Origin of the sequence: Sinomonas sp. ASV322, from assembly GCF_030908245.1 — a bacterium.
In the GTDB taxonomy this organism is placed as follows: Bacteria; Actinomycetota; Actinomycetes; order Actinomycetales; family Micrococcaceae; genus Sinomonas.
In genome coordinates this window covers 386,534-407,006 of record NZ_JAVFJJ010000003.1, presented here as the reverse complement: position 1 = coordinate 407,006, position 20,473 = coordinate 386,534, and the positions used below count along the sequence as shown (strand labels likewise).

Below are 20,473 nucleotides of genomic sequence, written 5' to 3'. Positions count from 1 at the left end.
CCGGTAACCCACGAATCTGCGTGAGCGAGGCCCCGGCCCGCAACCACCCACGAAGTGGTGGTCACTCCATACCGTCTAGCCCCGCCGCACCCCCCGCGTACGACGACGGCCGGTGACTTCCCAGCGGAAGGCACCGGCCGTCTCACTTTCGTGTTGCGCCGTCACCTTTTGGGGGTGGGCCGCACCGGGCAAACCGGGCGGCGCAACCGGGCTAGGGTCAACGCACGGGATAGTCGCGCTGCGGCTCGCCCACGTAGAGCTGCCTCGGGCGGCCAATCTTCGTCTGGGGATCCTTGATCATCTCGCGCCACTGGGCGATCCAGCCGGGGAGACGGCCGATGGCGAAGAGGACGGTGAACATCTTCTCCGGGAAGCCCATAGCCTTGTAGATGAGGCCCGTGTAGAAATCCACGTTCGGGTAGAGGCGGCGCTGGATGAAGTAGTCGTCCGCGAGGGCCTTCTCTTCGAGCCGCATCGCGATGTCGAGGAGCTCGTCGTTGCCGCCGAGCTTCGAGAGGACCTCGTGCGCGGTCGCCTTGATGATCTTGGCGCGCGGATCGTAGTTCTTGTAGACGCGGTGCCCGAAGCCCATGAGGCGGACGCCGTCTTCCTTGTTCTTCACCTTCTCCATGTAGTCCTCGGGGCGGATGCCGTCGGACTGGATGCGGCGCAGCATGTTGAGAACGGCCTCGTTCGCGCCGCCATGGAGCGGGCCGAAGAGCGCGTTGATGCCGGCGGAGATCGAGGCGAACATGTTCGCGTTCGCGGAGCCAACGAGACGCACGGTCGACGTCGAGCAGTTCTGCTCGTGGTCCGCGTGGAGGACGAGGAGCAGGTCAAGGGCCTTGACCACGAGCGGATCGAGCTCGTACGGCTCGGCCGGGAGGCCGAAGCAGAGGCGCAGGAAGTTCTCCACGAGGTTCATGGAGTTGTCCGGGTAGAGCAGGGCCTGCCCGATCGACTTCTTGTGGGCGTACGCCGCGATGACGGGCAGCTTCGCCATGAGGCGAATCGTAGAAAGCTCCACCTGCTCGTCGTTGAACGGGTCGAGCGAATCCTGGTAGAACGTGCCCAGCGCCGAAACGGCGGAGGAGAGGACGGGCATGGGGTGCGCGTCGCGCGGGAAGCCCGCGAAGAAGCTCTTGAGCTCCTCGTGCAGGAGCGTGTGGCGCCGGATCCTCTGGTCGAACTCCTCGAGCTGGGTCGCCGTCGGCAGGTTGCCGTAGATGAGGAGGTAGGAAACCTCGAGGAAGCTCGAGTGCTGGGCCAACTGCTCGATCGGGTATCCGCGGTACCGCAGGATGCCTTCGTCTCCGTCGATGAACGTGATCGACGAGGTCGTCGCTGCCGTGTTCATGAAGCCGGGGTCGAACGTGACCGCCCCTGTTTCCTTGAGAAGCTTCGACACGTCGTAGCCGTCATTGCCTTCGACCGCGGCGATGCGGGGAAGGGTCAGCTCCCCGCCTTCGTGGCGCAGGGTGGCACCGTTCTTGTCAGTCATGGTTCCCCTTACATGGGTAGCTCGCAACACTCCAAAGCTACCCCCGACGGCGGGTGGCCGACTAATCGGTACCCGCCGTCCCGGGGTTCGCCGCGAAATGTCTCAGGCGCTCCTCACGCGTGCGAGAGGCGCTCGACGGCGGCGTCGACCCGCTCGTCACTGCCAGTGAGGGCGACGCGAACGAAGCCCGCGCCGTCGTCGCCATAGAACAGACCTGGTCCTACGACGATCCCGCGCTCGGCAAGGCGGCCCACGGTGGTCCAGGTGTCCTCCCCCGCCGTGCACCACAGGTAGAGGCCCGCTTCGGAGTGGCTGATGCGGAGCCCGAACGACTCGAGCGCGGGCACAAGCCTCTCGCGGCGCGAGCGGTAGCGGCCCTTCTGCGCTTCAACGTGCGCATGGTCGCCGAGAGCCACACGCATGGCCTCCTGCACGGGATACGGCATGATCATGCCGGCGTGCTTTCGGCTGTTCACGAGATTCGGCATGAGCTCTGGTGCGCCCGCAACGAAGGCCGCCCGATAGCCCGCGAGGTTGGACTGCTTGCTGAGCGAATAGACGCTCAGGAGCCCGGTGAAGTCCCCGCCGCTGACCCGCGGATCGAGGACGGACGGCACCGGCTCTCCGCCGCGCTGGACGTCCCACGCACCCCAGCCGAGCTCGGCGTAGCATTCGTCCGAAGCAACGACCGCGCCGAGCGCGCGCGCATCGTCGACGACGGTGCGCATCGCCTCGGCGGTGCGCACGGCACCTGTGGGATTGCCCGGCGAGTTGAGCCACACGAGGCGGACCCGGGCGCGAGTCTCGGCGTCAAGCTCGTCGAGGCTGTCCGCGGCCACGGCCGTAGCGCCGGCCAGGCGCGCGCCGATGTCATACGTCGGGTACGCGACGCGAGGCCGCACGACGACGTCGCCCGGCCCGAGGCCGAGGAAGAAGGGCAGCCACGCGACAAGCTCCTTCGAGCCGATCGTCGGCATGACGGCCTGCTCGTCGAGGCCGTCGACGCCCCGCCGGCGTGCGAACCACTCGACGACGGCCTCGCGGACGGCAGGCGTCCCGTGCACCGTCGGATAGCCAGGGGCATCGGCCGCGGCCCGGAGCGCCTCCTGCACGAGCTCGGGCGTCGGGTCGACGGGGGTGCCGATCGAGAGGTTGACGACTCCGCCGGGATGGTGGCGCGCCGACTCGAGATAGGGGGCCATCGACTCCCACGGATAGTCGGGGAGGTCGAGCCCGAAGGCGCGCTCCGTCCCGAGTCCCGCCGAGGATCCGCTGGCTTCGGCCGCTCCGCTGCCGTTCCGCACGCGTCAGTCTTGGTTCTGCGGGGGCAGGGCCGAGACGAGCGGGTGGTCCTTGCCCGTGTTGCCCAGCTTGGCCGCGCCGCCCGGCGAGCCCAGGTCGTCGAAGAACTCGACGTTGGCCTTGTAGTAGTCGGCCCACTCGTCGGGGACGTCGTCCTCGTAGTAGATGGCCTCGACTGGGCACACCGGCTCGCACGCGCCGCAGTCGACGCACTCGTCCGGGTGGATGTACAGGGACCGCTCGCCCTCGTAGATGCAGTCGACCGGGCACTCCTCGACGCAGGCCTTGTCCTTAACATCCACGCACGGCTGCGCGATCACGTATGTCACTGCTGCACCTTCTGACGATTCTTGCTGACGGGCCACCGGCGGTCATTCCCGCCGAACGAGCCTATTATCATCCCCGCTCGGCACACCAATCCAGACAGCCCGGTCTGGCGCGTCGCAGCCACCCGCCGGTCACGCCGTCGATCGCCGCCGCGGCAACCGAACGGGCGTGCACATCCAGCCCAACACTCGTACGCTCAATGAACACCGGGGCCTCCCACGCATGTCGGATAGGCCGGGCAGGGGACTCTGCCCGGTAACCCACGAATCTGCGTGAGCGAGGCCCCGGCCCGCAACCACCCACGAAGTGGTGGTCACTCCATACCGTCTAGCCCCGCCGCACCCCCCGCGTACGACGACGGCCGGTGACTTCCCAGCGGAAGGCACCGGCCGTCTCACTTTCGTGTTGCGCCGTCACGTTTGCGGGGTGCTCCGCACCGGGCAAACGTGACGGCGCAACCGGGCTAGGGTCAACGCACGGGATAGTCGCGCTGCGGCTCGCCCACGTAGAGCTGCCTCGGGCGGCCAATCTTCGTCTGGGGATCCTTGATCATCTCGCGCCACTGGGCGATCCAGCCGGGGAGACGGCCGATGGCGAAGAGGACGGTGAACATCTTCTCCGGGAAGCCCATAGCCTTGTAGATGAGGCCCGTGTAGAAATCCACGTTCGGGTAGAGGCGGCGCTGGATGAAGTAGTCGTCCGCGAGGGCCTTCTCTTCGAGCCGCATCGCGATGTCGAGGAGCTCGTCGTTGCCGCCGAGCTTCGAGAGGACCTCGTGCGCGGTCGCCTTGATGATCTTGGCGCGCGGATCGTAGTTCTTGTAGACGCGGTGCCCGAAGCCCATGAGGCGGACGCCGTCTTCCTTGTTCTTCACCTTCTCCATGTAGTCCTCGGGGCGGATGCCGTCGGACTGGATGCGGCGCAGCATGTTGAGAACGGCCTCGTTCGCGCCGCCATGGAGCGGGCCGAAGAGCGCGTTGATGCCGGCGGAGATCGAGGCGAACATGTTCGCGTTCGCGGAGCCAACGAGACGCACGGTCGACGTCGAGCAGTTCTGCTCGTGGTCCGCGTGGAGGACGAGGAGCAGGTCAAGGGCCTTGACCACGAGCGGATCGAGCTCGTACGGCTCGGCCGGGAGGCCGAAGCAGAGGCGCAGGAAGTTCTCCACGAGGTTCATGGAGTTGTCCGGGTAGAGCAGGGCCTGCCCGATCGACTTCTTGTGGGCGTACGCCGCGATGACGGGCAGCTTCGCCATGAGGCGAATCGTAGAAAGCTCCACCTGCTCGTCGTTGAACGGGTCGAGCGAATCCTGGTAGAACGTGCCCAGCGCCGAAACGGCGGAGGAGAGGACGGGCATGGGGTGCGCGTCGCGCGGGAAGCCCGCGAAGAAGCTCTTGAGCTCCTCGTGCAGGAGCGTGTGGCGCCGGATCCTCTGGTCGAACTCCTCGAGCTGGGTCGCCGTCGGCAGGTTGCCGTAGATGAGGAGGTAGGAAACCTCGAGGAAGCTCGAGTGCTGGGCCAACTGCTCGATCGGGTATCCGCGGTACCGCAGGATGCCTTCGTCTCCGTCGATGAACGTGATCGACGAGGTCGTCGCTGCCGTGTTCATGAAGCCGGGGTCGAACGTGACCGCCCCTGTTTCCTTGAGAAGCTTCGACACGTCGTAGCCGTCATTGCCTTCGACCGCGGCGATGCGGGGAAGGGTCAGCTCCCCGCCTTCGTGGCGCAGGGTGGCACCGTTCTTGTCAGTCATGGTTCCCCTTACATGGGTAGCTCGCAACACTCCAAAGCTACCCCCGACGGCGGGTGGCCGACTAATCGGTACCCGCCGTCCCGGGGTTCGCCGCGAAATGTCTCAGGCGCTCCTCACGCGTGCGAGAGGCGCTCGACGGCGGCGTCGACCCGCTCGTCACTGCCAGTGAGGGCGACGCGAACGAAGCCCGCGCCGTCGTCGCCATAGAACAGACCTGGTCCTACGACGATCCCGCGCTCGGCAAGGCGGCCCACGGTGGTCCAGGTGTCCTCCCCCGCCGTGCACCACAGGTAGAGGCCCGCTTCGGAGTGGCTGATGCGGAGCCCGAACGACTCGAGCGCGGGCACAAGCCTCTCGCGGCGCGAGCGGTAGCGGCCCTTCTGCGCTTCAACGTGCGCATGGTCGCCGAGAGCCACACGCATGGCCTCCTGCACGGGATACGGCATGATCATGCCGGCGTGCTTTCGGCTGTTCACGAGATTCGGCATGAGCTCTGGTGCGCCCGCAACGAAGGCCGCCCGATAGCCCGCGAGGTTGGACTGCTTGCTGAGCGAATAGACGCTCAGGAGCCCGGTGAAGTCCCCGCCGCTGACCCGCGGATCGAGGACGGACGGCACCGGCTCTCCGCCGCGCTGGACGTCCCACGCACCCCAGCCGAGCTCGGCGTAGCATTCGTCCGAAGCAACGACCGCGCCGAGCGCGCGCGCATCGTCGACGACGGTGCGCATCGCCTCGGCGGTGCGCACGGCACCTGTGGGATTGCCCGGCGAGTTGAGCCACACGAGGCGGACCCGGGCGCGAGTCTCGGCGTCAAGCTCGTCGAGGCTGTCCGCGGCCACGGCCGTAGCGCCGGCCAGGCGCGCGCCGATGTCATACGTCGGGTACGCGACGCGAGGCCGCACGACGACGTCGCCCGGCCCGAGGCCGAGGAAGAAGGGCAGCCACGCGACAAGCTCCTTCGAGCCGATCGTCGGCATGACGGCCTGCTCGTCGAGGCCGTCGACGCCCCGCCGGCGTGCGAACCACTCGACGACGGCCTCGCGGACGGCAGGCGTCCCGTGCACCGTCGGATAGCCAGGGGCATCGGCCGCGGCCCGGAGCGCCTCCTGCACGAGCTCGGGCGTCGGGTCGACGGGGGTGCCGATCGAGAGGTTGACGACTCCGCCGGGATGGTGGCGCGCCGACTCGAGATAGGGGGCCATCGACTCCCACGGATAGTCGGGGAGGTCGAGCCCGAAGGCGCGCTCCGTCCCGAGTCCCGCCGAGGATCCGCTGGCTTCGGCCGCTCCGCTGCCGTTCCGCACGCGTCAGTCTTGGTTCTGCGGGGGCAGGGCCGAGACGAGCGGGTGGTCCTTGCCCGTGTTGCCCAGCTTGGCCGCGCCGCCCGGCGAGCCCAGGTCGTCGAAGAACTCGACGTTGGCCTTGTAGTAGTCGGCCCACTCGTCGGGGACGTCGTCCTCGTAGTAGATGGCCTCGACTGGGCACACCGGCTCGCACGCGCCGCAGTCGACGCACTCGTCCGGGTGGATGTACAGGGACCGCTCGCCCTCGTAGATGCAGTCGACCGGGCACTCCTCGACGCAGGCCTTGTCCTTAACATCCACGCACGGCTGCGCGATCACGTATGTCACTGCTGCACCTTCTGACGATTCTTGCTGACGGGCCACCGGCGGTCATTCCCGCCGAACGAGCCTATTATCATCCCCGCTCGGCACACCAATCCAGACAGCCCGGTCTGGCGCGTCGCAGCCACCGACCGGACCGTCACACTCCGTAGCATGGGGAAACAAGGCGGGCCCGGCTGCCTCTAGGATGGGCGCCGTGCCGCGCCCCGCCGACCTCCTCCGCTCCCTGCCGCCGGGGACGCGCGTCGTCGTCCGCCATCGCATCGAAGGCGGGTTCACGGACTCGCTCGGAGAGCTCTCCCAGGTCAGCGACACCGAGGTGACGATCGCGACCCGCCGCGGCCTCGACGTCGTTCGCCTCGACTCTGTGGTCGCCGCGAAGCCGGTTCCTCCGCCCCCGGCGCCACGAGCCCGCCGGGCCGAGTGATTCCGAACCTTCTTGCGTGACCAAATTCACAGGCGTATGATTTATCCATCGAGATGATTTAATGGTATGAGTTGGTCTCGCCTCCCCATGCCAGGCAGCGGAAGCCTTCGGGCCGCACCGCGTGCGTTGCCGCTGGGAGGCACGCCCATGACATCCCCCGTCAGAAGCGAAGCAGAGCATCATCATGTCCCTCAAAGATCGGCTCGCCGTCTGGAGCCCAGTCCCCGCCTACACCGTCCGCGAACTCCTCCCGCGCGAGCGCCACCGTGTGCCCCGATTCACGGGCCTCGACGCCTCGCTCGTCGACTGTGCGCTGCGAGTCCGCGTCACGGAAGAACTCCCCGAACGGTCCGGCCGCGCGACAATCCACGCCGCGGCGCGCTTCGGCGCCGTCCTCGAACTCGTGTCCAACCCGCTCGGCGAGGTGCCCCAGCGCGGTCGCCAAACACTGTGGACCGTCCAGTCGGACGACTGCGAGACCGTCTCGGATCGCTCCGGAAGAACGGGCGCCGACCTCGTCCTCAACGCCCCGCCCCTCAGCCTCCTCCTCGGCCTCGTACCGGCCGAGCGAGGCACGAAGGTGAGCCTTGTGCGAGCGACCTGGTCCGAACTGCTCGTGACCGACCTCGAGAACGGCGTCACGAACCGGATCCCCGGCACGTGGACGGTGTTCGACGCGGCGTCCCACGCGGTCAGCCCGACTGCCGTGCGCTGAGGTCCGCCTCGGCGTCCGGCAGGCGCCGGAGCCGGAAGAACGGCCCGATGGCGACGGGCACGCACGCGCACAGCATCCCGCCGATGCCGACCCACAGGGTGGGGCCGATGCCGAACGCCCCGCCGATCCACCCCCCCAGGAGGCTTCCGATCGGCATGACGCCCCACACGACGCAGCGGATCGACGCGTTCATGCGGCCGAGCAGCCGCGGCGGGCACACGCGCTGGCGCATGCTCACCTGCATGACGTTGTAGACGACGACGCCGAGGCTCATGAAGAACTCGCCCGTCGCGAGCATCGCGAAAGCTGCCGGCGCCGACCCCGCGAGGAGCGAGAGCGGGAAGAGGACGACGGCGGCCCCGCCCGCCATGAGCCCGAGCGGGAGCAGGGGGCCCTCCCCCACGCGCGCGGCGAGCCACGGGGCCGCCATCGCACCGATGACGCCGCCGACCGAACCGATCGAGAGCACGGCCCCGAACCCCGCGGGCCCGAGGCCGAGGTCCCGAAGGACCACGAGCGGCATGAGCACGTAGACGATCGACGAGAAGAGGTTGCCGATTGCGGTGCTCGCGACGATGCGGCGGATGAGCGGATGCCCGACGACGAACGCGGCCCCTTCGCGGATCTCGCGCACCAGGCTGCTGTCGTCGGGACGCTCAGGCGTCAACTCAGAGTCGTGCACGCGCGTGAGGCACAGCGCGGAGGCGAGATAGCCGCCAGCCTCTGCGGCGAAGAGCACGGGCGCGCTCACGAGCGTGAGTAGGAAGCCCCCGAGCGCGGGCCCGCCCAGACGCGAGACCTGCGCCGTGGCCTCGAGCTTGCCGTTCGCGTCGGCGACGTGCTCGCGGTCCACGAGAAGCGGGATATAGCTCTGGTAGGCGACATCGAAGAAGACAGTCGCTACGCCGACGACGGCCGCGATCGCGAAGAGGTGCCACATCTGGAGCGCGCCGGCCCACGCGAGGAGCGGCACGGCGAGCATCGCAGCCATGCGCACGAGGTTCGCGCGGATCATCGTGCGGCGCTTGAGCCAGCGGTCGACCCACGCCCCGGCCGGCAGCCCGACGACGAGGAACGCAGCCATCGACGCGGCATTGAGCACGCCGAGGTCCCCTTCTCGCGCCCCGAGGAGGTTCACGGCGAGGACGGGGAGCGCGAGCTGGCCGAGCTGGACGCCAAGCTGGCTCACACCCTGACCGGTCCAGAACGCGACGAAGGACGGGCGCCGGACGAGCGGAACGACGGTGGCCGGCTCGGAGGGAGTTATTCCCATGCGGCCAGTGTGAGGCAGTGATTGGGAAGTGTCAATCACTCAGGCGGGCATCGGTAGAGTGATCCCATGTCGATGTCCGACGAAGCCGCCAAGGGCCGCGCCCTCAGTTCTCCTCTCAGGCTGCGCATCCTGCGCCTGTGCCTCCACCACGCGCGCACCAACAAGGAGATCGCCGACCTCCTCGGCCTCAATCCGGCGTCGACCCTCCACCACGTGCGGACGCTGGTCTCGACCGGCTTTCTCGCGCCGCAGGAGGAGCGCCGCGGCAAGCGGGGCGCGCGCGAAGTCCCCTACCTTGCGACCCGACGTTCGTGGGGCCAGCACGTCGACGACGTCGCTCCCGTCCTCATCGAGACCTTCGTCCAGGAGACGGCGGCGCTTCCGCCCGAGGACATCGAGGTGTGGCGGCTCGGCCTCAAGCTCAACGCCGAGCACTGCCAGGAGATGCTCGCGAAGCTGCGCGCCGTCGTCGACGAGTACGTCGCGATGCCCAGCGATCCGGACGGCGTCGCGACCTCGCTCATGGTCGCGCACCACCCGGACCCGACCGCCGACTGACGCCCCGCCCCCGTCCGTTCAAGAGTCACCTGATGTGGGTTGAGGCTCGTTTAGGGGTCACCTCCTGTGGGTGGGGTCCCCTTCAGGGGTCACCTCCTGTGGGTGGAGCCCCATTCAGGGGTCACCTGATGGGGGTGGAACCCACGGGACGTGACCCTTAGACGACGCGCCACCCGCGGGAGGTGACCCCTGAACGGGAAAGCGGACGACGGCGGGTGGGCACCCGCCGTCGTCCGCTCACGCTGTCGTCCGCTCACGCCGTCGTCCGCTCACGCCGTCGTCCGCTTACGGCGATCCTCGCTCGCCGTGAAGGCCCCGCTCAGGAGCGGGCGCGTGACCGGCTCGCCTTGAGGCGCTCGTTTGCGTCGAGGATGACCTTGCGGATGCGGATGTCCTCGGGCGTGATCTCGACGCACTCGTCCTCGCGCGCAAACTCGAGGGATTCCTCGAGCGTGAGCGTGCGCGGCGGCGTGAGGCCCTCGAAGTTGTCCGCGGTCGAAGAGCGCATGTTCGTGAGCTTCTTCTCCTTGGTGATGTTCACATCCATGTCGTCGGCGCGCGAGTTCTCGCCCACGATCATGCCCTCGTACACCTCGGCCGTGGGCTGGACGAAGAACGACCCGCGCTCCTGGAGGTTGATCATCGCGAACGGGGTGGCGACCCCTGCGCGGTCCGCGATGAGCGAGCCGTTCGTGCGGTACTCGATCTCGCCGGCCCACGGCTCGTAGCCCTCGGAGATCGACGACGCGATGCCCGCGCCGCGCGTGTCCGTCAGGAACTTCGTGCGGAAGCCGATGAGGCCGCGCGACGGGACGATGAACTCCATGCGGACCCAGCCGGTGCCGTGGTTCGACATGTTGGTCATGCGGCCCTTGCGCGCCGCGAGGAGCTGCGTCACAGCGCCGAGGTACTCCTCGGGGACGTCGATCGTCATGTGCTCCATGGGCTCGTGCACGTGCCCGTCGACCTTCTTGGTCACGACCTGCGGCTTGCCCACCGTGAGCTCGAAGCCCTCGCGGCGCATCTGCTCGACCAGGATGGCCAGGGCGAGCTCGCCGCGGCCCTGGACCTCCCACGCGTCGGGACGCTCGGTCGGCAGGACGCGGATCGAGACGTTGCCGATGAGCTCCTTGTCGAGGCGGTCCTTGACCTGGCGCGCCGTGACCTTGGCGCCCTTGACACGGCCCGCGAGCGGGGACGTGTTGATGCCGATCGTCATGGAGATGGCCGGGTCGTCGACCGTGATGAGCGGGAGCGGCTGCGGGTTCTCGAGGTCCGTGAGCGTCTCGCCGATCGTGATGTCCTCGATGCCGGCGACGGCGACGATCTCGCCCGGGCCAGCCGACTCGGCGGGCACGCGCTCGAGCGCCTTCGTGGCCAGGAGCTCGGTGATCTTGACCGTCTTGAGCGTGCCGTCGTGGCGGGCCCACGCGACCTGCTGGCCCTTGCGCAGCGTGCCGTTGTAGATGCGCAGGAGCGCGAGGCGGCCGAGGAACGGCGACGCGTCGAGGTTGGTCACGTGCGCCTGGAGGACGCCCTCGGGATCGTACGTGGGCGCCGGGATGTGCTTGATGATCGTCTCGAAGAGTGGCTCGAGGTTGTCGTTCGCCGGCACCGTGCCGTCCACGGGCTGCTCGAGCGACGACGCGCCGGCGCGCGCGGCGGCGTAGACGACCGGGACGTCGAGGACCTTGTCGAGGTCGAGGTCCGGAACCTCGTCCGCGAGGTCCGAGGCCAGGCCCAGGAGGAGGTCCATCGTCTCGTGGACGACCTCCTCGATGCGGGCGTCCGGTCGGTCCGTCTTGTTGACGACGAGGATCACGGGCTTGTGCGCGGCGAGGGCCTTGCGCAGCACGAAGCGGGTCTGCGGGAGCGGGCCCTCGGAGGCGTCGACGAGGAGCACGACGCCGTCGACCATCGAAAGTCCACGCTCGACCTCGCCGCCGAAGTCAGCGTGGCCCGGGGTGTCGATGACGTTGATGAGGATGCCGTTGGGCTCGCCGACCTCAGCCGCCGCCGGACCGCCGTAGAGGACGGTCGTGTTCTTGGCGAGGATCGTGATGCCCTTCTCGCGCTCGAGGTCGCCGGAGTCCATGACGCGGTCCTCGACCGCGCTGTGCGCGGCGAACGAGTTGGTCTGCTTGAGCATCGCGTCGACGAGGGTCGTCTTGCCATGGTCGACGTGCGCCACGATGGCAACGTTGCGGAGGTCGGTGCGGGACGCGGTGGACACAGTTTCAGTCATTCGCTTCGGGCTCGATTCGGTGGGTCGCGACGGTCCGAGGCCTCGCGGGAGCATGGTAGAGCGCTTGGAGACACAACGGAACAGACCCTCTTGAGGGCCAGCAAGTCCATTTTACGATGATTACGGCACTGTCAGTTCCGCGAGAGGGGTGCCCTTGGGCAGCCGAGGCCTTCGTCCCGCCTGGTCGGCGCGCGCCGCCATCGTCGCGCTCGTCATGGCGCTCGGCGCCGCTGGGTGTGCCACGGCGCAGCCTGGCCGCTCGCCGTCGTCCGCGTCCGACGACGCCGATGGCGCGGGCGGCGCACGGAGCCTAGCGCTCGAGGCGCGTCTCCCCCGCGGATTCAGCAGCACGGCCCCGACGCTGCTGCCCCTCGGCTCGTTCTATTTCAACCCAGCGAGCGGGCGGCGCGAAGTCGTGCGCGGGAGCCTCGCGAAAACCGCCGTGCTCATCGGCGACTCGCAGTCCGAGCCGGCCGACAGCTGGGTCCGCAAGGGCCTCGAGCGCGCCGGCTACACCGTGTACTTCGCGGGCCGGGGCGGAACCGGGTTCTCCGTCGGGACGGCGGCGGCCCACGACTACGCGGACGCCCTGCGCCTCGGCGACTGGTTCATCCCCTACGGCACCCCTGCGCTCGTCGTGCTCCAGGGTGGCGGAAACGATGCGACGCGCGGCGCGGCCGACGCCGCGATCATCGCGGGCGTCCGCTCCCTCCTCGCCGAGGTGCGGGCGAGCTACCCGCAGTCGACGACGGTCGTGGTCGGCACGCTCGCGAAGTCGGCGGCCGACGGCGGTGGGCGGCGCACGCAGGTCGACACGCTCCTCGGGCGGACGTCGGCAGAGCTCGGCCTTCCCTTCATCGCGTGCGGCGACTGGATCTCGCGCTACGGGCTCGCGGGCGAGCTCGCCGACGGCGTCCACCTCAACCCCGCGGGCAAGGCGCGGCTCGCGCCGATCTTCGCGCAAGTCCTCGCGGCCAAGGGGCTCGCGCTCGGCTGAGCCCCTCGGCCGCGCCCGTGTCCCGCGGGGCTACTCGATGCCGCTCGCGAGGAGCAGTTCGCGCAGCTCACGGCGCTCGCGCTGCTTCTCGGGATCGGGAAGTGGAACGGCGGCGAGCAGGCGCTGCGTGTACGCCTCCTGCGGGTTGCGCAGGATCTGGTCCCGCGAGCCCTGTTCGACGATCTTGCCACGCTGCATCACGCAGATGTGATCGGCGAGGACGTCGATCACCGCGAGGTCGTGGGTCACGAACAGGGCCGCGAAGCCGAGCTCCTTCTGGAGCGCCTGGAAGAGCTCGAGGACCTTGGCCTGGACCGAGACGTCGAGCGCGGACGTGGGCTCGTCCGCGACCATGAGCTTCGGCTTGAGCGAGAGCGCGCGGGCGATGCCGACGCGCTGCTTCTGGCCGCCGGAGAGCTCGTGCGGGTAGCGGTTGCGGTACGAGCGCGGGAGCTCGACCTGGTCGAGGAGCGTCTCGACGCGCTTCTGCAGATCGGCGCCCTTCGCGACGCCCGCGAGGTACATGGGCTCGCCGATCGACTCGCCGATGGGAAGGCGGGGATTGAGCGACGACGACGGGTCCTGGAACACCATGCCCACCGAGCGCCGGATGTCGTGCAGCTCCTTCGAGTTCTTCTTGAGCTGGGAGATCTCGCGGCCCACGACCTTGAGCGACCCCTCGGCCACCGGGAGGAGGCCGACGGCGGCCCGCCCGATCGTCGTCTTGCCCGAGCCAGACTCGCCGACTAGGCCCACGACCTGTCCCGGGTACACGATGAGGTCCGCGCCCTCGACCGCGCGGAACGCCGGCACGCGACCCTGCTTGGGGTACTCGATCGCGACGCCCTTGAGCTCGAGGATCGGCTCGCCCCGGCGCTCCTTCGCGGCCTCGGCCTCGGCGAGCGCCTCGAGGTTCTCCTTCTCGCGCACGGCGAGCTCTGCGGCGTCGACCGCTTCGAGCTCGGTGCCCGTCGCCGCCGCGAGCGCCGCCGTGATGTCGACCTCCGCCTCGTCCTCAGAGCCCTGCCCGAGGTGCGGCACCGCGGCGAGCAGCGCCTGGGTGTACTCGTGCTGGGGGTTGTGGAAGATCTGCTCCGCCGAGCCTGCCTCGACGATCAGGCCGCGGCGCATGACGGCGATGCGGTCCGCGAGGTCCGCGACGACGCCCATGTCGTGGGTGATGAGGATCACGGCACTGTTGAGCTTGTCCTTGAGGTGGCGCATGAGGTCGAGGATCTCGGCCTGGACGGTAACGTCGAGCGCCGTCGTCGGCTCATCGGCGATGAGCAGCTTGGGGTCGCACGAGAGCGACTGGGCGATCATGGCGCGCTGGCGCTGGCCGCCCGAGAGCTGGTGCGGGTACGACTTGAACGCCTTCTCCGGATCCGGGAGCTCGACGAGTTCGAGCATCTTGAGGGCGCGCGCCTTGGCCTCGTCGGGCGAGATCGGGTTGTGGAGCCGGATGGTCTCGACGATCTGGTTGCCGATCGTGTACACGGGGTTGAGGGCCGTCATGGGCTCCTGGAAGATGACGGCGACGTCGTTGCCGCGCGCCTGCTTGATGGCGGCGCGGTCCTTGCCGAGCAGCTCCTTGCCCGCGAGCTTGACGCTTCCGGACACGCGGCTGTTCGACGGCAGGAGGCCGAGGAGGGCCATCGAGCTCGCTGACTTGCCGGACCCCGACTCTCCGACGATCGCGAGGACCTCGCCTGCGCGAACCTCGTAGTTGAGCTTGATCGCCGCGGGAACCCATTCCTTCTCGACACCGAAGTCGACGCTCAGGTCGCTGACCTCGAGTACCATCTGGCCCTTGACCAGATCGGCGCCGATTCCGCCCTTCGCGCCGCGGCGCTGCCTTCCGGGGCTTCCCGCCCTGCCGAGGTTCTCAGTCATCCTCTGCTCTTCCTTCCGTGCACCGCCTCGCCGGGCACGTGCGGCCCCTGCGGACGGAATTCAAAAAATCCTGAAATATTAGGTGCATGAGTGCCATGCAGCATGCCGGTCAAGTCGACGTCTTCAAGGCCCGGAGCAACTCGGCCCTCGCCGTGCTCCTGTGGGCCGCAGCGGCCTTCGGGATCGTCGTGACGGTCGTCCAGACCGGCCTGCCCGGACTCCGCTTCGCCGCTCCGCTCGTGCTCATGGCGTTCGCAGGCTGGGCACTGTTCTGGCGGCCCGCCGTCGTCGTGAGCGATGCCGGCGTCGAGCTCGTCAACCCGCTGCGGCGCATCGGCGTCCCGTGGGAAGCCCTCGCCTTCGTCGACACGAAATACGCGCTGACGCTCGTAACCGGCTCGGGCCGCTTCGCCTCGTGGGCCGCGCCCGCGCCGGGCATGTGGGGTGCCCGCGGCGCCAGGCCGCAGCACCTCACGGGACTCCCCGAGAGCAGCTATGGCCCCGAGCACTCGGTCCGCCCCGGCGATCTCACGCACACCGTGTCCGGCCAGGCCGCGCTCCTCGTGCGCCGCCGCTGGGCGGAGCAGGTGGAGCGCGGCGCCGTGGCCGGCGGCCGGGCCGACGAGACGCCCGTGCTGCGCAGAGCGGAGTGGGGCATCGTCGCAGCGACGCTTGTGCTCGTCGCGGCGACGATCGTCACCCTGGCCGCCTAGACGGCCTCTCGCAGCTCCCGCGGGCCTCACGTCAGGAAGCCCCTCCGGGCGTGCCCTCCGAAGCCTCCGCCGCGCCGCCGAACGCGCTGGAATCGGGCACGACGCCCGTCGCGGGGACTACGGTGCCGCCCACCTCAAGGACTGGCTCGGCCGCAGCCGAGACGCCCGCGGGAACGGCGCTGCCGTGAACCTTGCGGTTCTTCGCCTTCTTCGCGTTGAACTTCTTCTGGCGCGGATCGAACGCGTCGCGCAGGCCATCGCCGATGAAGTTGATGCTGAGGCAGATGAGCACGATGAACAGGCCGGGCCACCAGAAGAGCCACGGACGCGTCGAGAACGCCTCCTGATTCTGCGAGATGAGGAGGCCGAGCGACGTGTCCGGCGCCTTGACGCCGACGCCGAGGTAACTCAGCGCGGTCTCGAGCAGGATCGCCGAGGACATGATGAGCGTTCCGTTGACGATCACGACGCCGACGGCGTTCGGCAGGATGTGCTTGAAGATGATCCGCGTGTTGGACGCGCCCGAGATCCGGGCGGCGTCGACGAATTCGCGTTCGCGCAGCGAGAGGAACTCGCCTCGCACGAGGCGGGCGAGCGAGACCCACACAACCAAGCCGAGGAAGATGCCGAGGACGATGACGCCGTTCGACGACGCGAATTCTGCGAACCACGTTCCCGTGTCGCGGCGACCCGCGGTCTGCGACATGACGGCCGCGAGGAGCAGCACCGGAATGATGATGATGACGTCGGTCAGGCGCATGAGGATCGTCTCGATCCAGCCGCGGAAGTAGCCCGCAAGCGCACCGATCACGACGCCGATGACGCCCGCGACGAGGCCGATGATGAGCATGACGATGATCGACTGCTGGGCGCCGCGCATCGTCATCGCGAAGAGGTCGCGCCCGATGCGGTCCTGGCCGAACGGGTGATCGCCGAAGCTGAACGGGGCGAATGTCCACGTCGGCTGGCCCTCGCCCACGAGTGGCTGGACGTCCGTGTGGCTGTACTTCCACCAGCCGGGGAACGGGCCCCAGCCTTCGGATGTGAACGCGAGGAGGAAGATGATGGCGAACACGACGAGGCCGGCGAGGGCACCTGAGTGCCCGAAGAACCGCTTGCGGACGATCTGGCCGAGGCTCAGGCCCTTCGCCTCGATCACGGGCTCGATGCCCGCGGCCGGCACGCTGGCGGGCGTCGTTCCCGGGGTTCCGGTCACGAGGTCTTCTTGCTGAGACTGCTGGCTCATGTCACTTCACCCTTACGCGAGGATCGAGCGCGGAGTACACGAGATCCGCGATGAGGTTGAACGCGAGGGCCGTGATCGCGACGCACGCGAAGACGCCCATGACGGGGTTCGGATCGACATGCTGAATGCCATCGAGGAACATGAAGCCCATGCCGCGCACCGAGAAGACGGTCTCGGTGATGACCGCGCCGCCGATGAGCTGGCCGATATCGAGCGCCACGACGGTCGAGATCGGAATGAGGGCGTTGCGGAACGCGTGGCGCATGATGACCGACCGCTCGCTCACGCCCTTCGCGCGGGCCGTGCGGATGTAGTCCATGTTCATGACCTCGAGCATCGACGAGCGCGTGTAGCGCGTGTAGCTCGCGAGGGAGATGAGGATGAGCGCGATGGTCGGGAGCACGAGGTGGGTGAACGCGTCGATGCCGGAGAGCCAGAAGTCGCCCTGGAGATTCGGCGTCGCGGCACCGATCGTCGCGACCGGGCGGCCGCGGATTTTGCTGTTGTCGAAGTACGCGGGCCATGACTGCATGAAGCGGTCGAGGAACACCATGGCGGCCACGACGAATGCCGTGATGCCGGCGGCGCGCATGCCTTGGCTGCGGTCGTAGCCTCCCCAGAAGTAGCCTGCCGCGACGCCGACGAGCACGGCGACGATCGCGAGGATGAGGATCATGAGGGGCGTCGCAAGGCCGAGGAGCGGCTGGATCGGGAAGTAGAGGACAACGCCGACGACTACTGTCGTAAGGGCCGCGTACAGGGCGCGCCGGTTCTGGAGGCCTGCCACGAGCACGGTGACGCCGAAGGCGATGCCGACGCCGGCGGGGATGATCACGCCGAGGCCGAGGGCCGGGGTGCGGAACCACTGCGAAATGCCCGCGACGACGAGGACGATCGTCACGAAGGCGAACACGATCCCGCCGACGATGAGGCGCCGCCTCAGCTCTCCGCCCGACACGACAGTTGCGATGATCCCGAAGACCAGGCCGATGCCGAGGGCCACGGGCAGCGGGATGTCGGGGTGTGCCAAGAAGTTGTTGAAGCCGATGGCGCCGAATTCCTTGAGCAGGACGGCGACCCAGAAGATCGGCAGCGAGAAGAAGAGGAACGCCATGAAGGTCACGCCGTAGTCGAGAGCGCTGTACTGGCGGAGGGCCGTGATGATGCCGAGCGCGATGCCGATGAGGATCGCGAGGATGGCTGCACCCGTGACGAGGGTCAGGGTCTGAATGAGGGCCTGGCCGAGCGCCTGCGTGACAGGCTGACCGGCGATGTTCTTGCCGAGATCGCAATTGCCCACGATGCAGCCGGCCGCGCCGCCGAGCCACTTGAAGTAGCGGATGGGGGCCGGCGTGGACAGATCCAAGAGTTGGGAGCGCGACTGCATGAGCTGCGCGGCGTTGGGGTTGGTCCTCAGATCCTCGAGCGGATCCCCTGAGAGCGCGGTGAGGTTGTACACCAGGAAGGACGCGCCAAGGAGGATCAGTGCTGCGGTGATGAGGCGCCGGACGACGTATGTCACCATGTTTCGTTGTACCTCGAATGTCAGCTGCCCGGTAGGTGCTGGGCAGCTCGTGAAGGGGCCGTGAACGGAAGTCCGCGGTCGGCGGAAGCCCGACGGCGGTGGCTGGGGTTGTGCCGGGGCGCTGCAAAGCGCCGGGACCCACTAGCTCGGTCCCGGCGCTTCTCTAGCATCAGAACTCTGAAGGGGCTACTTTGCGGCCCACTCCCAGAAGTTCCACCAAACACCACTGCTGTTCGGCATGTACTTCACGCCGGTGACCTTGTCGCTGTACGCCTGCACGCCGATCGCCTGGAAGAGCGGGACACCGTAGGACGCGGCCCAGATCTTCTGGTCGATCTGCTTCTCGAGGTCGACCTGCTTGGCGGCATCGGTCGTCTGGACGAGCGTCGTCATGAGCTTGTCCGCGTCCGGGTCGGAGAACTTGTTGAAGTTCGAGCCGTTGCCCGACTTGAAGATCTGCGGGACGCCCTGGACGCCGACGCCCGGGTTGATCCAGCCGAAGATCGTCGCGTCGTAGCCGCCCTTGCCGAGCGCCTTGCCCCAGTCAGACTTGCCAAGGCCGCCGTCGACGATGTTGAAGCCAGCCTTCGTCGCGTTCGCCGTGATGAGGGTGTAGGCGTCAACACGGTTCGGGTTGTCCTTGTTGTACATGATCTTGATCGTCGGCGTCTTGCCGGCCAGGAGCTGCTTCGCCTTGTCGATGTTGACCTGGTCGTAGGCCGACGAGCCGTTGTTCTTGGCCGAGTCTGCGTACGCCGCCTGGTCCGGAACGAAGAGCTGCGAGTCGAGCGGCTTCGCGTTGGGGTCCATCTGCTTGATGATCTTGTCCACGATGTCTTGGCGCGGAACCGTGAGCATGAACGCCGTGCGGACGTCCTTGTCGGCGAGCGGACCCGTGAAGTTCAGGTCGATGTGGTCGTACGAGAGCTGGTGGCCCTGAAGGACCGTCACGCCCGGAATCGCCTTGAGCTGCTGGATCGTGTCCGAGGATGCCTGCGGGGCGATGATGTCCGCCTCGCCATTCTTGAGCGCCTGGATCTGAGCCGGGGCCGAGCCGATGTAGCGGATCACGATCGAGTCGAGGTTCGCGGTCGGACCCCACGTGAAGTCCTTGTTCTTCACGAGAGTCATCGACTGGTCCGCCACGATGTCCTTGACGACGTACGGGCCGTTCGAGAGGAAGAGGCTCGTGTCGGTCGGGAGGGTCTTCGTGTCAAAGCCCGTGTTGTAGAAGTCGCCGGCCTTCTTGAGCGTCTCGTTTGCCGGCTGCGGGCTGCTCGGATCGCCCTTCTTCAGGCCCTTCATGAGGTCGAAGAGCGCCTTGGCGTCAGCGAGACCGGCCTTCTTGGCCACGACGTGCGCCGGGACGTCGATCGTGCCGTTGTTGGCGCCGATCGCCGTCTCCCAGTCGGCGTACGGCGTGGTGTACGTCAGGGTGAACGTCTTGCCGTCCGAGGAGACCTCAGGGAACTTCGTGTTGTTGAGACCCGTCGGATCGCCCGCCGTCGAGAAGTAGCTCGTTCCGGTCTTGGCCTTGGGGTTCTCGTCATCGAACCATGCGGAGTTCGCGGCCCAGTTGAGGGCGACGTCGTAGGCGGTCACGGGCGTGCCGTCGGACCACTTGACGCCGTCGTTGAGCGTGTACTTGACGGTGAGCGGGTCGTCCGAGGTCTTCTCGTACTTGCCGAACTTGTCGTTGTGGACGACCTTCAGCTGATTGTCGACGTAGTAGAAGCCCCAGTGGGTCGCGAGGCTGATCTTCGAGTTGATGTCGGTGTTGCCGTCAGCCGTCTCCGGGTTGAACGTGTTGAACGCGTTCACCTCGACGACAGTGGCGGTGCCGCCCTGCTTGGCAGCGGCGCCACTCGACGATGCCGCCGGTGCTCCGCCCTGGGTAGCGCAGGCGCTGAGCGCAAATGCAGCAGCAGCTGCAAGCCCGATCGCCTTCGAAATACGCCCGAAACGCATTCCGCCTCCTTGTTCCAATGAATGTCAGTACCGGAAGGTCCCGGCCGGACGGCCCTCCCCAAGACACAGGGACGTGGCGCGCCTCACATGCCACACAGCCTATGCACAGAGTGCGGCCGCTGGCTACGAAAGCTACGTTTCAGATTCAGGTTGTTATCGAGCTGCAACATATCTTTCAGATTCGCGGCACAACCGAGGAGACGGCGACTCCGATTGGGAATACCCAATCACTTGTGCCGCGCAACGACGGTCCTACTCTCCAGTAGAACGCCGATAGTCAACTGCGCGAGGCGGACGCACAAGGTGCTCCCACCGAAGGGGTGAAGCACCTTGTGCGTCCCGGCTTACGGGCGCGGAGCCATCGCCCGCGAAGTCGGCTACGACCATGAAGCGTCGTTTTCGAAA

The 20,473-nt window shown here is 67.8% G+C and carries 17 protein-coding genes; 5 read left to right on the top strand and 12 right to left on the bottom strand.

Annotation, left to right across the window (positions count from 1 at the left end):
• Window positions 1-217 precede the first annotated feature (217 nt).
• The 6 genes from RBS12_RS06685 to fdxA (RBS12_RS06660) form a co-directional block, all read right to left on the bottom strand.
• Window positions 218-1,501: a citrate synthase gene (locus RBS12_RS06685; protein ID WP_307965280.1), complete on the bottom strand. Its 1,284-nt coding sequence runs from the start codon at window positions 1,499-1,501 to the stop codon at window positions 218-220.
• Window positions 1,502-1,614: 113 nt separating this feature from the next.
• Window positions 1,615-2,805, bottom strand: a complete 1,191-nt coding sequence (dapC, locus tag RBS12_RS06680; protein ID WP_307965279.1) for a succinyldiaminopimelate transaminase — start codon at window positions 2,803-2,805, stop codon at window positions 1,615-1,617.
• A gap of 3 nt (window positions 2,806-2,808) precedes the next feature.
• Complete coding sequence (gene fdxA / locus RBS12_RS06675) at window positions 2,809-3,132, bottom strand: ferredoxin (RefSeq protein WP_307965278.1); 324 nt, start codon at window positions 3,130-3,132, stop codon at window positions 2,809-2,811.
• Window positions 3,133-3,599: 467 nt separating this feature from the next.
• Window positions 3,600-4,883 carry a citrate synthase gene (locus RBS12_RS06670; protein ID WP_307965280.1) on the bottom strand — a complete coding sequence of 428 codons (1,284 nt, stop codon included), beginning with the start codon at window positions 4,881-4,883 and terminating at the stop codon, window positions 3,600-3,602.
• A gap of 113 nt (window positions 4,884-4,996) precedes the next feature.
• The gene (gene dapC / locus RBS12_RS06665; protein WP_307965279.1) at window positions 4,997-6,187 is read right to left on the bottom strand and encodes a succinyldiaminopimelate transaminase; all 1,191 of its coding nucleotides are present in this window, start codon (window positions 6,185-6,187) and stop codon (window positions 4,997-4,999) included.
• A 3-nt stretch (window positions 6,188-6,190) separates the two neighbouring features.
• Window positions 6,191-6,514 (bottom strand): ferredoxin, encoded by a 324-nt coding sequence (fdxA, locus tag RBS12_RS06660; RefSeq protein ID WP_307965278.1) that lies wholly within the window; start codon window positions 6,512-6,514, stop codon window positions 6,191-6,193.
• 190 nt (window positions 6,515-6,704) lie between these two features.
• On the opposite strand from fdxA (RBS12_RS06660), the gene RBS12_RS06655 reads away from it, so the two are divergent.
• Window positions 6,705-6,935 carry a hypothetical protein gene (locus RBS12_RS06655; protein WP_373886488.1) on the top strand — a complete coding sequence of 77 codons (231 nt, stop codon included), beginning with the start codon at window positions 6,705-6,707 and terminating at the stop codon, window positions 6,933-6,935.
• Between the two features lie 184 nt (window positions 6,936-7,119).
• Complete coding sequence (locus RBS12_RS06650; protein ID WP_307965276.1) at window positions 7,120-7,650, top strand: hypothetical protein; 531 nt, start codon at window positions 7,120-7,122, stop codon at window positions 7,648-7,650.
• On the opposite strand, the gene RBS12_RS06645 is transcribed toward RBS12_RS06650, so the two are convergent.
• Window positions 7,628-8,923, bottom strand: coding sequence for an MFS transporter (locus RBS12_RS06645; protein WP_307965275.1), 1,296 nt, complete (start codon window positions 8,921-8,923; stop codon window positions 7,628-7,630). The genes RBS12_RS06650 and RBS12_RS06645 overlap by 23 nt on opposite strands.
• A gap of 66 nt (window positions 8,924-8,989) precedes the next feature.
• Here RBS12_RS06645 and RBS12_RS06640 point away from each other — a divergent pair, with 66 nt between their 5' ends.
• Entirely contained in the window at window positions 8,990-9,481 is a 492-nt protein-coding gene (locus tag RBS12_RS06640) for a winged helix-turn-helix domain-containing protein (protein WP_307965274.1), read from the top strand.
• Window positions 9,482-9,800: 319 nt separating this feature from the next.
• Here the strand turns inward: RBS12_RS06640 and typA are convergent, their stop codons facing one another.
• Window positions 9,801-11,726 (bottom strand): translational GTPase TypA, encoded by a 1,926-nt coding sequence (typA, locus tag RBS12_RS06635; protein WP_307965273.1) that lies wholly within the window; start codon window positions 11,724-11,726, stop codon window positions 9,801-9,803.
• 154 nt (window positions 11,727-11,880) lie between these two features.
• On the opposite strand from typA, the gene RBS12_RS06630 reads away from it, so the two are divergent.
• Window positions 11,881-12,723, top strand: coding sequence for an SGNH/GDSL hydrolase family protein (locus tag RBS12_RS06630; protein WP_307965272.1), 843 nt, complete (start codon window positions 11,881-11,883; stop codon window positions 12,721-12,723).
• 30 nt (window positions 12,724-12,753) lie between these two features.
• Here RBS12_RS06630 and RBS12_RS06625 read toward each other — a convergent pair whose 3' ends face one another.
• Entirely contained in the window at window positions 12,754-14,526 is a 1,773-nt protein-coding gene (locus tag RBS12_RS06625; RefSeq protein WP_307965301.1) for an ABC transporter ATP-binding protein, read from the bottom strand.
• A 176-nt stretch (window positions 14,527-14,702) separates the two neighbouring features.
• On the opposite strand from RBS12_RS06625, the gene RBS12_RS06620 reads away from it, so the two are divergent.
• Window positions 14,703-15,329, top strand: coding sequence for a PH domain-containing protein (locus RBS12_RS06620; RefSeq protein WP_307965271.1), 627 nt, complete (start codon window positions 14,703-14,705; stop codon window positions 15,327-15,329).
• A 31-nt stretch (window positions 15,330-15,360) separates the two neighbouring features.
• Here RBS12_RS06620 and RBS12_RS06615 read toward each other — a convergent pair whose 3' ends face one another.
• The 3 genes from RBS12_RS06615 to RBS12_RS06605 all read right to left on the bottom strand — a co-directional run bounded on the left by RBS12_RS06615 (window position 15,361) and on the right by RBS12_RS06605 (window position 20,068).
• Complete coding sequence (locus tag RBS12_RS06615; RefSeq protein WP_307965270.1) at window positions 15,361-16,575, bottom strand: ABC transporter permease; 1,215 nt, start codon at window positions 16,573-16,575, stop codon at window positions 15,361-15,363.
• A 1-nt stretch (window position 16,576) separates the two neighbouring features.
• Window positions 16,577-18,100: an ABC transporter permease gene (locus RBS12_RS06610; RefSeq protein WP_307965269.1), complete on the bottom strand. Its 1,524-nt coding sequence runs from the start codon at window positions 18,098-18,100 to the stop codon at window positions 16,577-16,579.
• A 186-nt stretch (window positions 18,101-18,286) separates the two neighbouring features.
• The gene (locus RBS12_RS06605; RefSeq protein ID WP_307965268.1) at window positions 18,287-20,068 is read right to left on the bottom strand and encodes an ABC transporter family substrate-binding protein; all 1,782 of its coding nucleotides are present in this window, start codon (window positions 20,066-20,068) and stop codon (window positions 18,287-18,289) included.
• Window positions 20,069-20,473 lie beyond the last annotated feature (405 nt).

Coding starts and splice junctions, on each gene's coding strand:
- RBS12_RS06685 (WP_307965280.1), bottom strand. CDS start 1,501: ATGACTGACAAGAACGGTGCCACCCTGCGCCACGAAGGCGGGGAGCTG.
- RBS12_RS06670 (WP_307965280.1), bottom strand. CDS start 4,883: ATGACTGACAAGAACGGTGCCACCCTGCGCCACGAAGGCGGGGAGCTG.
- RBS12_RS06650 (WP_307965276.1), top strand. CDS start 7,120: ATGTCCCTCAAAGATCGGCTCGCCGTCTGGAGCCCAGTCCCCGCCTAC.
- RBS12_RS06645 (WP_307965275.1), bottom strand. CDS start 8,923: ATGGGAATAACTCCCTCCGAGCCGGCCACCGTCGTTCCGCTCGTCCGG.
- RBS12_RS06640 (WP_307965274.1), top strand. CDS start 8,990: ATGTCGATGTCCGACGAAGCCGCCAAGGGCCGCGCCCTCAGTTCTCCT.
- typA (WP_307965273.1), bottom strand. CDS start 11,726: ATGACTGAAACTGTGTCCACCGCGTCCCGCACCGACCTCCGCAACGTT.
- RBS12_RS06625 (WP_307965301.1), bottom strand. CDS start 14,526: ATGGTACTCGAGGTCAGCGACCTGAGCGTCGACTTCGGTGTCGAGAAG.
- RBS12_RS06620 (WP_307965271.1), top strand. CDS start 14,703: ATGAGTGCCATGCAGCATGCCGGTCAAGTCGACGTCTTCAAGGCCCGG.
- RBS12_RS06615 (WP_307965270.1), bottom strand. CDS start 16,575: ATGAGCCAGCAGTCTCAGCAAGAAGACCTCGTGACCGGAACCCCGGGA.
- RBS12_RS06610 (WP_307965269.1), bottom strand. CDS start 18,100: ATGGTGACATACGTCGTCCGGCGCCTCATCACCGCAGCACTGATCCTC.
- RBS12_RS06605 (WP_307965268.1), bottom strand. CDS start 20,068: ATGCGTTTCGGGCGTATTTCGAAGGCGATCGGGCTTGCAGCTGCTGCT.